Annotated in this window: 14 protein-coding genes; 3 read left to right on the plus strand and 11 right to left on the minus strand. The window is 50.7% G+C overall.

Annotated elements, in window-relative coordinates; all coding sequences use genetic code 11:
- Window positions 1-486: 486 nt before the first annotated feature.
- The 11 genes from ACE6ED_RS16085 to ACE6ED_RS16135 all read right to left on the minus strand — a co-directional run bounded on the left by ACE6ED_RS16085 (window position 487) and on the right by ACE6ED_RS16135 (window position 10763).
- On the minus strand, window positions 487-684 hold the full coding sequence (locus tag ACE6ED_RS16085) for a hypothetical protein (RefSeq protein WP_410828216.1): 198 nt from the start codon (window positions 682-684) through the stop codon (window positions 487-489).
- The gene (locus tag ACE6ED_RS16090; protein ID WP_410828217.1) at window positions 681-2090 is read right to left on the minus strand and encodes a sensor histidine kinase; all 1410 of its coding nucleotides are present in this window, start codon (window positions 2088-2090) and stop codon (window positions 681-683) included. The genes ACE6ED_RS16085 and ACE6ED_RS16090 overlap by 4 nt, the downstream gene beginning before the upstream one ends.
- Window positions 2080-2796 carry a response regulator transcription factor gene (locus ACE6ED_RS16095; protein ID WP_410828218.1) on the minus strand — a complete coding sequence of 239 codons (717 nt, stop codon included), beginning with the start codon at window positions 2794-2796 and terminating at the stop codon, window positions 2080-2082. The genes ACE6ED_RS16090 and ACE6ED_RS16095 overlap by 11 nt, the downstream gene beginning before the upstream one ends.
- A 69-nt stretch (window positions 2797-2865) precedes the next feature.
- Complete coding sequence (locus tag ACE6ED_RS16100; RefSeq protein WP_410828219.1) at window positions 2866-3081, minus strand: DUF2933 domain-containing protein; 216 nt, start codon at window positions 3079-3081, stop codon at window positions 2866-2868.
- Between the two features lie 15 nt (window positions 3082-3096).
- The gene (locus tag ACE6ED_RS16105) at window positions 3097-4293 is read right to left on the minus strand and encodes a cell wall-binding repeat-containing protein (RefSeq protein WP_410828220.1); all 1197 of its coding nucleotides are present in this window, start codon (window positions 4291-4293) and stop codon (window positions 3097-3099) included.
- A 157-nt stretch (window positions 4294-4450) separates the two neighbouring features.
- A complete protein-coding gene (locus ACE6ED_RS16110) occupies window positions 4451-5128 on the minus strand; it encodes a DUF421 domain-containing protein (RefSeq protein ID WP_410828221.1) in 678 nt (225 codons plus the stop codon).
- A gap of 186 nt (window positions 5129-5314) precedes the next feature.
- Window positions 5315-5863: a cupin domain-containing protein gene (locus ACE6ED_RS16115; RefSeq protein WP_410828309.1), complete on the minus strand. Its 549-nt coding sequence runs from the start codon at window positions 5861-5863 to the stop codon at window positions 5315-5317.
- 222 nt (window positions 5864-6085) lie between these two features.
- Complete coding sequence (locus tag ACE6ED_RS16120) at window positions 6086-6511, minus strand: DUF3237 family protein (RefSeq protein WP_410828222.1); 426 nt, start codon at window positions 6509-6511, stop codon at window positions 6086-6088.
- A 209-nt stretch (window positions 6512-6720) separates the two neighbouring features.
- A complete protein-coding gene (locus ACE6ED_RS16125; protein ID WP_410828223.1) occupies window positions 6721-7983 on the minus strand; it encodes a glycoside hydrolase in 1263 nt (420 codons plus the stop codon).
- Between the two features lie 58 nt (window positions 7984-8041).
- Window positions 8042-9748, minus strand: coding sequence for an RICIN domain-containing protein (locus ACE6ED_RS16130; RefSeq protein ID WP_410828224.1), 1707 nt, complete (start codon window positions 9746-9748; stop codon window positions 8042-8044).
- 208 nt (window positions 9749-9956) lie between these two features.
- On the minus strand, window positions 9957-10763 hold the full coding sequence (locus ACE6ED_RS16135; protein ID WP_410828225.1) for an alpha/beta hydrolase: 807 nt from the start codon (window positions 10761-10763) through the stop codon (window positions 9957-9959).
- A 199-nt stretch (window positions 10764-10962) separates the two neighbouring features.
- Between ACE6ED_RS16135 and ACE6ED_RS16140 the strand changes: the two genes are divergently transcribed.
- The 3 genes from ACE6ED_RS16140 to ACE6ED_RS16150 are packed head-to-tail and all read left to right on the plus strand — an operon-like array spanning window position 10963 to window position 14174.
- A complete protein-coding gene (locus ACE6ED_RS16140) occupies window positions 10963-12147 on the plus strand; it encodes an SGNH/GDSL hydrolase family protein (protein WP_410828226.1) in 1185 nt (394 codons plus the stop codon).
- Window positions 12148-12173: 26 nt separating this feature from the next.
- The gene (locus ACE6ED_RS16145) at window positions 12174-13316 is read left to right on the plus strand and encodes a glycosyl hydrolase family 8 (protein ID WP_410828227.1); all 1143 of its coding nucleotides are present in this window, start codon (window positions 12174-12176) and stop codon (window positions 13314-13316) included.
- A 60-nt stretch (window positions 13317-13376) separates the two neighbouring features.
- Complete coding sequence (locus tag ACE6ED_RS16150; RefSeq protein ID WP_410828228.1) at window positions 13377-14174, plus strand: helix-turn-helix transcriptional regulator; 798 nt, start codon at window positions 13377-13379, stop codon at window positions 14172-14174.
- Window positions 14175-14204: the final 30 nt, after the last annotated feature.

Genomic DNA, 14204 nt, shown 5'->3' on the forward strand with positions numbered 1-14204 from the left:
TCTCAGTGCAAGTTGTAAGTTTTTCCAGCTAGTCAACTTTATATTCATCGACCGGGCCGGAGTAATAATATATCACGTAGTTTGCTGCTCATGCAACCTGTACATTTTTCCAGGCTGCCCCGGCCTTTCGTATTTCTTGGCCGGAGTAATAATATAACTCGCAAAGCCGCGTTGTTTCAACCTGTAAGTTTTGCCAACCTGTATCAGAAGGAAGTAAAACAACAGGGATAATGCAAACAAGCAGCAACCGTATTCGCATTTGGTAGCTTGCTGACAGAAGTAGACTGGGCGGCTGAGCTGAATCATTTTGCCGACGGATCGCCCTCTGAAACGCTGCACCGCATATTCCAGCAGGCGCAAGACGGCCCCGTAATAATTTCGGCATGCGGTCTTTATAGTATGCATCTTTTGTTGTCTGTTCTTTTTCGCTGAGCAGATTGTTCGCTAAAAACAGCCTTCCCAGGCCAAGCCAGCCCTTTGGCTGCCTTAACGTTTTTTTCGGGCTTTTCTGAACCGTACAAATAAAACCGTTAACAACCCGAGGACGGCAAGACAACCGGCCATTTTGGCAAACCCGCCTGCATGCACTTCCAGCTGAGCTGGAAAAGAAAATGCGGAGATGGTCAGGCATGTTAAGCCCATTCCGATAAATACAACAGCAATCAGCCATTCCGTTTTTTTCATCGGCTTGCCTCCTCCCGTCCAGGCTGCTGGACAAAACGGATTTCGAAGCGTGTGCCTTTGCCCGCCTCACTGGTGACGGTAATTTGTCCTCCCTGGATTTCCACCAGTTTTTTTACGATGGATAGGCCTAAACCTGTTCCTCCATATTGGCGTGATCTGGATTTCTCCACCCGGTAAAAGCGTTCAAAGATGAAAGACAGCTCATCGTCCGGGATCCCCATCCCTGTATCTTCGACGGCTAAAAGAACGGTATGATTCGGGCTGTATGACAAAGAGACCTCTATCCCTCCGTGCTCGGTGTAACGCACTGCATTTTCCAGCAGATTGAAGATAATTTGCTCCATCCGCTTTTTGTCTGCGTAAATCTCCTGCCTTCTGCCCGTTTCATTAAAAACCAGGCGAAGCTGTTTTTCTCCTGCCTTAAGCTCCACTTTCGTTATCGCCTGCCGCGTCAGTTCAGATAAGTTCACCCAGCCGGGTTCAAGACTAACTTTCCCCTCTTCCATTTTCGCTAAATCGAAAAGGTCCTCCACCAAATGCTGCAGCCTTAATGCCTCGTCGTGGATGATCTCCAGGTATTTTTGCTTTTCTTCTTCCGTTGTGTAAAGCTCCTGCCTCAGCACCTGAGAGTAACCTTCCAGGTAGGTAATCGGCGTACGCAATTCATGCGAAATATTAGCAAAAAACTCCTGCCTTGTATCCCGGTACCGCTGAAGATCCACGGCAAGATCGTTGATGGCATGGGCTAAGCTGCCCAATTCATCGCGGCTGCTCATCTCCAGCCTTGTTTCCAGATCGCCCGCGGCGATTTTCCGTGTAGCCTGCTGCATTTTAAGCAGCGGACGCGATAAAAATTGCGCGATGATCCAGGTAATCCCCAATGCCATAAAAAAGGCGCCTGCGCCGGACAATAACAACAGATTCCGGACGTCCCGCAGCGACTGCTCCATGTTCTCCATAGAAGACATGACGTAAAGAGCGGAAGCGGGCGTATTGTCCTTATAAATGGGCTGGCCGGATACGAGATAACGGACTCCCGAAATATCGGTGTAAACGAAGTTGATTTTATGCCCGCCAAAAATCTTCTCCACATCCGGAAGCCGGATCATTTGCCGGTCCGCCGGATCGTGTGTTCCCGAATGCAGAAGCAGTTCCCCGTTTCGCCTTACATTAAAAATGCTGACATTAGAAAATTCGGCAAATGTCTTCATCATCTCTCCCGATGCCGGATCCGTGCGGGCCATCACCGCAAAATGGGAACCCAGCTCTTCCGTCTGCGTCCGCATCCGGTCGTAATAAAAACGGGTGAACAAGCGGTCGACGGTAAAACCCAAAAAGACCAAAACGATCAGAAATACCGTAATAATAACGGAGCCCAATTTCAGCCCAATGCGGTTATTTTTCATTGGCCGCTCCAGGAATGTGGAATTTATAACCAACGCCCCATACAGTTTGGATGGGATTATATTTTAAACCGGCTGTATGCAGTTTTTCTCTTATGTTTTTGATATGCGTGTCGATGACCCGGGTCTCTCCTTCAAAGTCATAGCCCCACAACCGTTCCACGAGTTCCTCCCTGGTGAAAGCCCGCTGCAGGTTCTGCGCGAGGGTAGCCAGAAGATCGAATTCTTTTTGCGTAAACTCAACTTGTTCCCCGCATATCCAGACCTCTCTGGCTTCCGGTGTGATTACCATATCAGAATAGATGAGGCCTCGCGGAAGCTCGGACAGCAGGGTTTGGTTCATCGCAGACCGGCGGATCAGCGAAAAAATTCTTGCAACTAATTCTTCCGGGTCAAACGGCTTGGTCAAATAATCATCCGCTCCAATGTCCAAACCCTTGATTTTGTCCTTCGTCTCCGTACGTGCCGACAGAAACAAAATCGGCGTGCTGGCTACGTCTCTGATCCGCTTACAGATCTGCCATCCGTCCATATCCGGCATCATCACATCGAGAATGATAACATCAAACCGCTCGGCATGGACCAATGCTAACGCTTCTTGTCCGGTGGAAGCCTCTTTCACCCGGAAGCCTTCTTTCATCAAGTAGATCCGAAGCAGGTTCCGCATGTTCCATTCATCATCTGCAATCAGTACCTGAAGATTCCCCACGGCTTATCACCTTCTTCCGCCTTCATTTGAAAGCCGTAAGCGGCAACCGCTTACGGCATGTTCTCAGCTCTATTGGTTTAGACTTCGCAGTTCGCTGCGGAGGCGCTCGTTTTCTGCCCGGAGTTCAGTCATCTGTTCATGTTCACGCTCAGCCGGTTGATTTTGCTGGTGACCAGTCACACGAGGTTGGCTTGGGGATCCATGGGAATGTCCCCCTTTCATTGCAAACATCATCACCACCATCATTATAGGACAAACCAGCACAAGAAGTGTAGACCATTCCATTTGACATCCTCCTCTTTAATGACCCGAATGCGGATTGCCGCCCGATGCAGGCGAGATTTCAAGCATATCGTCAATTTCGCTTTGCGCCGCAGCGGTGATCGCCTGCGCGTCCCCGGTAATCCATGCGTGATTATAAGGGCCTTCTGCCGGAGACTCCTGAAATTTCGGCTGGATTTGGGCAGTGTAGTCCATAACGGCGTCCGGTATGCCATCTTTATTGGTAAAAATCAGCGGAGCATGCTTCCCGAGATGCGAGAACGGAGCAGCGGCAACCGCAAGCAAGGTCGAATCTGCCGGAAGAAACGACAGATTATGCCCGGGGGTTATAATCCCCCATCCAAACCCGGTGGCATCATCTTTAAATTTGGCAAAAGCAATGGCGTTTTCGGCCGGATTTTCACCCGAAATCCGGGTCACCGATCCGTATGACTTCAGCTTCTCCTCAACTCCGGACGAAACAGCGGACTCCGGTCCAAGAAGGTAGATCACCGCGTTTCCGCCGCGTTCGTTTAGGGCCTGAACGGTTGGTTCAGGAATCTCATCTTTCGTCACATACAGGAGCGGTTCCGGCATGTGCGCAATCCAATTGACGGCAGGAAGCGTATATTCCGGATTATCCATCGATCCGATCACTACCGCCTGCGGCAGCTCGCCGGCCGCCTTGGCATAATACGAGTCAATTGCTTGGGCGACCGCAGCCGGCTCGTCCCCTTCGATTTTGTCGATCTTCATATTAAGTGCATCCAGCTGCTTCATGGCCGCGTCGGAAACAGGTCCCACGATGACGATCTGGACACCATGATTTCCTTCTGCGCCCAACGGCCGCAGCCGCTTCAATTCCTCCAGCGTCGCTTGAGGAACCGCGTCATTCTCCATAAAAAGCACCGGTCCATTGCTTGGATGGTGAATCAGATCGGTGCTTGCCGCCGCAATCTGCCAATTTTTCACGTCAGTAAGTACAACGCTGGCCGGCCGGTTGCTGTCACTTACGGCTGTCCACAGTGTGCGCGACACCACAACGGCTGCTTGGATCGGATCGGACGTGTTAATTCGCGTGGTATTTTTTGTTCCTACCCATGGTGTAGACACCGCGGATGCGGGTGCCGGCGTGGTTTCTGCAGCCTGTCCAGTCTCTTGGTTTCCGGTTTGACAGCCCGCAAGGGCCGCAGTTAATGCTACAGCAAAACCGGCCAGAATCATCCTTTTTCTCATGCCTCTTCTCCTCCAGTATCCGGATTTTTTTGGCTGGTTCCTACTGTACTTTAAAACTGTGTGGAAATTGTGTGGTATCGTTTAAATTTTTATATTCCACGCCTGCTGCGGAACCAAGTCCCTGAAGTCCCGCATTTGTCGGTAGTATCGCAAGTTTCTACCGCGCGCCGGTTTCGCTTGAACTCTTACGTTTTGTATGTTCCGGCTGAGGCTGGATATACAAGTTATCCCCCTCCTGGTACTCCGCGTAAAAAATTTGGGCGATATCCGTGTATCCCTGCTCCTGGATTTTGGCCAGCAGCCACTCCTGATCTTTACCCAGGGTATCAAAAGCTAATTTTGAATATTTCCCGTCCAAAACTAAAGGGTGAGGAAATGCGTTGGTTTTTTTATCGATTACGCTAATATTTCCATTGGTCTCAAGAAAAGCGTATTTTACGTCACCAATCGAAAAATAACCTTTCTCTCTTAATAGAGCCAACAGCTCGTTCAAATCCACCCTATTCTTCCGGAGTACTTCTTTCTTGATCTCCCCTTCCTCTATCACCATGTCCGGGACACCTTCAAATAATTTGCGTGTTTTTGCAAGCTTCATCTTAATTTTATCAATAATGTAAATCAACAATGTCCAAAATACCAAAGCATAACTCATGTGGAGGGCATCCACTTCTTTCTGATACAGAACATTGCCAACAAGCTCGGACAAGACGATGGCAGTGATAAAATCAAATACATTCAGCTTCTTCAGTTCACGCCCGCCAATAAAACGGGCAGCAATAAACAGGACAACAAAGCCCACAAACAACTTTATAGACAGGTGATAGTAAATGCTCATGTATTCTCTCTCCCGGCATTTATTTTATTGCTAAACAGGCCGCAGCCAGTCACCTCTATTTATTGCCTGCCGGACGATTTCTAAACGATATACACGTACCGCATTCCACCCGCTAAAAAAAAGAACCTGCACAAGCAGCATTTGGCCGGTTCCGGACGTTCATTATCGTGTACAAAGGAAAAATCGTTACGACTCCGCCGCTTCTTTAGTAACATGAACGGTGCCGTACGGGTGTTCAGGAGGAGCGTAGATCACGTAAAGGTATAAAGGTTCATCATCAAGATTGGTTAGATTATGCCATTTGCCCGCAGGGATCATAATGGCGTAATCCTCGCCGGCCACTGCCTGGAAATCAAGATTGTTTTTGGAATCTCCCATTTGAACAAGTGCCCGGCCCTCTTCAATGCAAATGAACTGGTCTGTAGCAGGATGGACTTCCAGCCCAATATCTTCTCCCGCTGGAATACTCATGACGGTAACCTGGAAGTGCTGCCCTGTCCATAATGCTGTACGGAAGGTTTTGTTCTGTTTGGCTGCAGATTCAATGTTCACTACAAAAGGTTCTTTCCCGTGATCCTTGAGTGTGCTTCTCCATTCCAAATCCATACGCACCTGAGAACCATAGGGCTGAAAAACTGGAGGGTAGCTTTTTATAAAATAAGGCGAAGCGGGATATGGATGAGGACAGGCTGGATGTTCATAATGAATCGGATGCATGGGTTGCATGGGATGCATGGGTTGCATGGGATGCACAGGATGCATGGCGGACCCGGGCTGCGCGGGATACACGGTCTGCACGGTGGTCACAGGATTCACGGGAGCATGATGCTCAGAGGCCATATTTTTGTTCCTTCCCTTCACACGAAAGTACTTCATCATATGCCCAGTCATAGGAAGCGTGCTTTTAACCCATGGATGGATCCCTTGCGGTGTTTGACTTCATCTCAGATTTCCGAACTAAACCCACCTGTAAATTTTAATATCCACTCCATGATCCGTGGGATAGCCTTCTCCTACCAACAGCTCTTCATTTAAAAAAGACAGGGCTTTGCTATTCGTAATGATTTTAGGAGCCGTGCGAAACAAAGCGTGATGCTTCGGATGGTTATGGACTTCTCCGTTATTTTCGATGTAGATTTGGCAGGGCTGCCCCGTATAATCTTTCCCTTGCAGCATATATCTTGCGGATAAATGGTGCCGGTCCCCGTGCCTCCCGATAATCTGGGTATCGACCCCGCCGTCCAGCACTTCACCTTGAAAATACTCCCCTGACACCTTTCCCGTAAATGAGATCATTACCACCGAGTCCCCGGCCTCATTTTGAAGCTCTGCTATTTTTCCTATGGTCACATGCACCCTTAATACTTCCTCCAGCTGCATCATTTCTTTCCCCCATTCTTAAAACTCATGTTCAAATTACCCGCAAAAAAAACACACAAACAACCGCCCGGGCACACCTGCCGGACGGCTGAAGTTTGATAACCCTGATCCTTTGCTGCTGCCGATCCCTTGCTGGCGGGTACGGCCCTGCAGCCCTGCAGCCTGCAGCCTGCAGCACTGCACGTGCGGCACTGCGGCCGGCTGGATTACGGTTAGAGTCCGCCTACAAAAGTCGTAACGCTTTGCGCGGGAAGATGCGCCCAAAAGTTATTCCCGGTCATCTGCAGCGGCGTTCCGGGCTGAAGATTGCCGGCGCTGCTTGTCACCCATCTGGACAGCTGAGCTGCCGATCCATTCTGCAGAACGAAGTTCTGATTAACCCCTGTGTTCCCTTTGTTAATAGCAACAATAACTACCTTGTTGCCGCCTTTATAGGCAGACACGTACACGCCGTTTTCAGGATTTTTGGTTGCCTCGACCCGGACATAGCCGGGACGGATAAACTTGGAGAATTGGGCCATGCTGGATCCGCGTTTGCTGATTGTGCCGTCCTCTTTCATCGGACCATAAGATCTGCGGATATACCACCATACATAAGCCTGGAAATCCCCTTCCACCATCGCATTATGAATGTGGTGGGACACCTCCAGGGCCTCGGGCCAGCGGTCCGCCGAGTTGTTGTCGCTGTTCGGGTAATACACTTCCGTCATCCAGAGTTCTTTTCCCGCACCCTTTTGTTTGAATAACGGATACGCAAAATTGCTCACCTGGGTGCCGTATAAATGCGCTCCCAAAATATCCATATTCGTCAGCGCCTGCGGGTCGTTCAAAATAGGGTCCGACATATTCTTCAGGTACTGAAAGGATTCGGGGGCAATCACCCGGGTCTGAATGGAGCCGGCATTTTCCTTCATGAAACGAAGCATTTCTTGCGGCGTCCACCAGGTCCACTCATGCGCATAATCCGGTTCGTTTTGTACCGAAATCGCATACAGATTCACACCGTTGTTCTTCATAAACGTTACAAAATCGTTCAGATGCTGGGCATAAGCGGCGTATTTATCGTACCGCAGCCGTTTGGCCGACGGATCACCGTTATGGTTAAACGTCTCCACCATGTCGGCCGGAGGATTCCACGGCGAAGCAAATACGGCAGCTCCTAAAGCAACGGCTCTTTTGGCCGTATCCACCTCGCGGTACCATTGATTACGGTCCTCATGCACATAGATTCTCAGAATGGAGAAGCCTAATTGACCGTTACCATTTCCAAAGGCCGTCTCCCTTTGAGCGGGGGTTAAATCTCCGATCCAGGCAGGGTGATTGATTCCGCCGAACCCGCGAATCACTTGTTTTTCGGCGGACAGATTCACAACGGCATCGCTTGCGGCGGACACTTCGGCGGGAGATAACAGCAGCGGCAAAAGGGTAACCATTGCCAGTCCCGCGCACAATGCTTTTTTAAACCGGGCAATCATGAAGCTTCAACTCCTCTTAATGAGATTTAGTTGAAACACGGTTTGAACGTCACTACCGTCAATTCACTTTGACCAGCTTCCACTGCTGATTCCAATCTCCGCGGTAGAAATTTTGCTGCAGCAGGGCCCCGTCGGCGTTTGAGCTCCCTGCAACCTCAACCGCTTTATTGCTGTTCACGTTCAGGATGCACCAATAGCCGTTGCCCAGATTAATTAATCTGAACTTTTGGGCGGTATTGTTCAGATCGCTCATCAGTTGAACCGCTGCTCCGTTGTTTTTTGATCCATTCCGTACATCCATGACTTTGTTGTCCGGGGAACTTACACTGCGCAGGCGGTAAATATTATTCACTGTGCCGACATCCTCAACGCCCCAGTGCTGTGCGGCAGCCTGATTCTCCGGCCACTGGTTGAGCTGAAGCCCGTCAGTGTCTGCGCCTCCGGGAACGTCAATGAGTTTGCCTGACGCCCTGTTGACCAGTTTGTAGGTTGAGCCGCTGCTGATTCCGTTCCATAATCCGTTCCAGGGTATGAACTGCGCCCGCTCATAATACCAGTCAAAAATAAAGCGTGCCATGCCGTCTCTGGAAGGATCGCCGTCATACAGCAGGCCTGCGGACGGGTCCGCAAACGAGCTTTTGGGGCCCGGTTCGAGCAAAAATCCGTTCATATGCACAGCCACACTCACATTTCCGGCTGCGGTAAAAATCGCTTTCGTATTTTTGCCGAACCCTTCATTCGAGCCGTTAAACAGTTCCCAATAAGGAGAATCTCCGGCTTTGGTCTTAAACCATGTGGTCTCGGTAATATTGATCGGGTAGCTGTCCGCACAAGGTTTAATGCTGGTGTTCCACTGCTGCTGAAGCGTCGAGAAATTGTCATGCGCCCCGTATCCCGGATACCAATGCACCGCATAACCGAGGTTGTTTAAGGGGTCCGTAAGCGGCCGGGAGGCGCACAGCTGATAATGCTGGTCCCAGCCGAGTCCCGCCGCCCAGATTACATTATCCGCTCCTTTACTGCGGATCGTGGAGATCATGGAGTTCTGGAAATCTCTTAAAGCATCCCAAAATGCCGCAAAGTTAGGCTGTGCCGGATTGCCTCCCCATTCTCCGTCCGCATAGGCAAGGACCGGTTCGTTAACCAGCTCGAACATGACATTGTCCGCGCTTTTTAATTCCGGCTGGGAGGCGAGGTAACCCCAAATCTGATTAAATTTATCGAGATTGGCTTGCGTGGTTGCTTTGTTGTCGAGGAGGGTAAAATCAAGACCAAGCGTGACATAAAGCCCTTTCGTTTTGGCGTACTCGACGTACGGGATAATGACTTCCCGGGTTGCGGACTGTAATCCCGCAAAGTTATACGTCCCCGCCGCCACATCGCCCATGTCTTCCCGGTCAATAAACAAGCGCACCTGATTCATATACCAGCCGTGGCCGCTCCCGTATTGGGGGGAGGTGTTGGTAAAGGTGTCGGTTATATCCTTTAAGTAGTTCAGAACCGCCGCGTGCCGGTTGCCTCCGTTCCGGTCAAGATAATATTTGCTTGACTGATAAGTCCAGTAAGCACCAGTAGGCTGATGCCAGCCGCTGAGCAGCACAGGCTGGCCGTTGCCGTTGACTAGCTGGTTGCCGCTTACATGGAGTTTGGGCAGCGGCATTCCGTCCCAGGCATGAACCCTGCTGCCGCCCGTCAGCATGGACGGAATCAGCATACATACCGCAAGCAGCAGCTGCACCGCCCGGCGGGCAATTCGAAATTCCATCTACTCGTCCCCTTTCCGAATTGGACTCGACAACAGTAGAGGCTGATGGTGGAGTGGGTGCAGCCCTCGTGTTAACCGTCTGTTCTGTTGTTAAATACGTCTTCCCCCTTTCGATATTCGATAAAATTTGGAAGCGAATACAATTTTATTCTACCTTTACACGAAAAAACGGAACAACCCGTCCGATTATGGGTGTTAGACCGCCGGATTATGGATTTGTGTTCTGGCCGACCGCCCAGTTCAAAGCTTTTTCTATATATTCGTTCCAAAAATCCCACGAATGCGCGCCCGCACTCTCCTTATAGACATGCTGCACGTTTTCCTCCGTCAGGAATGCGCTGAACCTCCTGTTCACATCCAGTAAAAAATCCTCCGTTCCGCAGGCCATATAAATCGCCGGCATAACCTCGCCCGTTTCCTTCAAATGCTTCACCAGCGCTTCGGGATCTTTGTCGCTCCCGCGCAGCGCATCCAAATCGCCGAAAACCCGTTTGAAATAGCGGTAATCCGCCACCCCGTCGTTATAACCCGGAGCGGCATTGGCAATGCGGTAGGGCAGAAGCGCCGAAGACAACGCGATAACCGAACCAAACTGGCCGGCATATTTTAAACCGTTGCGGATCGCCCCGTATCCTCCCATTGACAATCCCCCGATAGATGTCGCGCTCCGGTCACGGCTTAGCGGAAAACATTCCCTTGTGAACTCCACCAGCTCCCGGCCGACATATTCGCCAAACAACTCCCCTTTCTCCTCGTCATCCACATAAAAGCTGTTTTCGCCCGAGGGCATAATTACAGCGACGTTCAAACGGTCGGCAAGCTCTTTGATCCGTGTGTGGACCAGCCACTCCATGCTGCCGCCAGAATACCCGTTCAGCAGGTAAAGCGTCTTCATTTCCCCGCGTTCTGATAAAGGATTGCCCGGTATTTCCGGACGGTCCATGGGCAGCAGCGCAGTAAACGGCACCTCTCTGCGCAGTGTTTTTGAATAAAAATGAACTTGAAAAATGGCCATAAATAGTCACCTCAGCATAAATGGAATAGGTTGGATTTGAACTGAGGAAAGTATAAGGTACACCTGCCGGCCAAACAATGATCTTTCCTGATGTAAAATTGATCGATCCTCAGATAAATCCAATGATTTGACGGGTTTCCCCGTACCTGCCATCCGTTATATGATTGATAAATAGGCAACCGCTAAAGGAGGTCTGGTATTGAATACAGAGTCAGAGGCGTACCGCCGGATGATCGGGAGGTCACTGCTTTATCACGGGAACAACCGGCGCTTAAAACACGCCATTGCAAAAGCGAAACGCGGCGAAGCCGTGACGCTAGCCTTTATAGGCGGGTCCATTACCCAAGGAGCGGGCGCCGCCCCCATTGCGACCGAATGTTACGCTTATCGTTCCTATAAACGGTTTCAGGACATGTTTGGACAAGAAGGCGGAGAACCCGTCCGTCTGATTAAAGCGGGAGTGGGCGGAACGCCGTCGGAACTCGGCATGATTCGTTATGACCGGGATGTCCTGCGCGACGGAACCGTTCAGCCGGACGTCGTTGTGATCGAGTTTGCAGTCAACGACGCGGATGACGAAACGGAAGGCGTCTGCTACGAAAGCCTGGTGTTGAAAGCGTTGACATCAGCGGGCTCGCCCGCCGTCATCCTGTTATTCAGTGTCTTTGAAAATGACTGGAATCTGCAGGAACGTTTGGCTCCCGTCGGATGGCATTACGGGCTGCCGATGGTCAGCATCAAAGATGCGGTGACGGAACAATTCAAGCTCACTAAAGCCACCGGGAATATCCTTTCAAAGCAGGAATTTTTCAGCGACATCTATCATCCGGCTAATGACGGGCACCGGATCATGGCAGACTGTCTGGGCTGGCTGTTTGAACAAACGGATCGAAGCGAACCCGATGCGGACGACATCAATCTGAACCAGCCCCCTGTTATAGGCAGCAGCTTTCAATCCGTCCGCTTATTAGACAGGGCCTCTCTTCCGGATTCAGCCGCCATTTCGGCGGGCGGCTTTGATGCCGCCGACAGTGATCTGCAGTCTGCGGAAATGGACGACCATGAAACCGGGACCGTTTTATTTCCGCATAATTGGATGCACACCCCCGCGTCAGGCAGCAAAGAATTTACCTTAACGATCCAAAGCCGGTGTCTTCTGCTGATCTATAAAAATTCCGGCAGCGATGATTTCGGGAATGCCGAAATCCGGGTGGACGGCCGGCTTGTAAGAACGGCAGAGTCACATGCTGTCCAGTGGACCCGCTGCCATGCGGTTATTTTATATGAGGAGCCGGAGCCGGGAGATCATACCGTGGAGATCCGTATGGCAGCCGGACATGAACATAAGTGTTTTACAATATTGGGGTTCGGATTTGTAGAGTAAACGATTTTTATATGGAGGGGTTTTGAATGACGATAATGCAGCAGGGAGCCTTTTACACCGGGAATTACCGGAATTTATTTGCGGAACACGGTTACACCGAAGATGAAATTGAAGCCCGCCTGGAGCAGACCTGGAACGACTTGTTCTACGGAGATGACGAGGTGCGGATTTATTATCCAATGGGCAGCGATAAAGCGTACATACTTGACACGGGGAACCTGGATGTAAGAACCGAAGGCATGTCCTACGGCATGATGATGGCCGTTCAAATGAACAAAAAAGAGGAATTCGACCGGCTGTGGAATTTCTCCAAAACCTTTATGCAGCACAAAGACGGACGGTATAAAGACTATTTTGCCTGGCACTGCAAGCCTGACGGAATGCGGATTTCACAGGGGCCTGCGCCGGATGGAGAAGAGTTCTACGCCATGGCTTTGTTATTTGCTTCAGGCCGATGGGGCGACGGGCCGGAGCCTTACAATTATTCCGGGCAAGCCCGGATCATTTTGCGCGCCTGCATCCATCAAGGCGAAGACGGCGAAGGGGACCCTATGTGGGATCCGGCAAAGAAATTAATCAAATTTGTGCCGGAATCTGCGTTCAGCGATCCGTCATATCATCTCCCGCATTTTTATGAGCTGTTTGCTTTGCGGGCGGACGAGGCTGACCAGGAATTCTGGCGGGATGCGGCGGATGCCAGCCGCGCCTATCTCCGGACGGCATGCCATCCGGTAACAGGCTTGGCTGCTGAATACGCCAATTACGACGGGACGCCCGCGGACATTCAGCCTCACGGCGATTTCCGCCATTTTTACAGCGATTCCTATCGGGTCGCCGCAAATATTGGCCTTGATTGGGAATGGTTCCGCAAGGATGCATGGCAGGTCGGACAATCGGACCGGATCCAGACGTTTTTCCGGAAGATCGACCTCTCCGATTACAAACGTTATGCCTTGGATGGAACACCTTTTGATGAACCGGCGCTGCATCCGGTGGGTCTGCTGGCAACAAACGCCATGGCTTCGCTTGCTGCGGAAGGGCCTAACGCCGAATATTTTGTCCGTCTGTTTTGGGATACTCCGCTGCGGACGGGAGCACGCCGTTATTATGACAACTGCTTGTATTTCTTTAGCCTGCTGGCCCTGAGCGGAAATTACAAAATCTATTAGCAGGCACGCTCACATTTCGTTACATCAGCAAGCCCAATGATCTAAAAGTCAGGTGAAACGATGACTTCCATTCACTATGTTCAATACGACGCTGCCCATCCCTCTTATTTTGTGTACAATGTGCCGGAAGGGCTGGATTGCTGGCTCCTTGTGATCACCCAGACGCCGGCGTTGTTTGAAGTCCGCGGAGAAATCCGTGAATATCCGGCCAACTGCGCCGTTTTGTATCCTCCTTTTCATAAAATATATTACCGGGCCTGCGAAGGGACTTATGTCAATGACTGGGTCCGGTTTGACGCAACCGATGCTTATATTCTGGAATGTCCCCTTCCGCTTGGGGTGCCCTTTCCTGTGCCTGATCCGGGCTACTGCCACCAGCTGTTTCAGCTGCTTGTATCGGAACATTTATGGCAAAGCGATTATTATGAAATTTCGGTCGATCACCTGTTCCGGGTGTTGTTTAACAAGCTGTATGAAGCGGCCAAGTTTGAAGAACATGCTCCGCAATATCATCGTTTGCTGCAGCTGCGAAAAGAGCTTTATCACAACCCGGGACACCCTTGGACTGTTAAAGCAATGGCTGACTATGTGCATCTAAGCCCTGGCTATTTGCAGACTTTGTATAAGTCTACTTTTGGCATCTCCTGTATGGAAGACGTGATTCAGTGCCGCATCCGTCTCGCGAAGGAAAAGCTTGTGTATGGGCCGGCAAAGGTTGCCGATATTGCGGCGCTCTGCGGGTATGCGAATATCGAGCATTTCTGCAGGCAGTTTCGCCAGGTTACCGGTTATACCCCGCGGGCATACCGCAATGCCAGGACCAATTCCAGCCTCACTCCCCGGTTATCCGAAGGGTGAGGCTGCTCCTTTTTGAACGTGTTAAACTGA

This window comes from Paenibacillus nanchangensis, from assembly GCF_046543445.1.
GTDB classification, from domain to species: domain Bacteria; phylum Bacillota; class Bacilli; order Paenibacillales; family Paenibacillaceae; genus Paenibacillus_AQ; species Paenibacillus_AQ nanchangensis.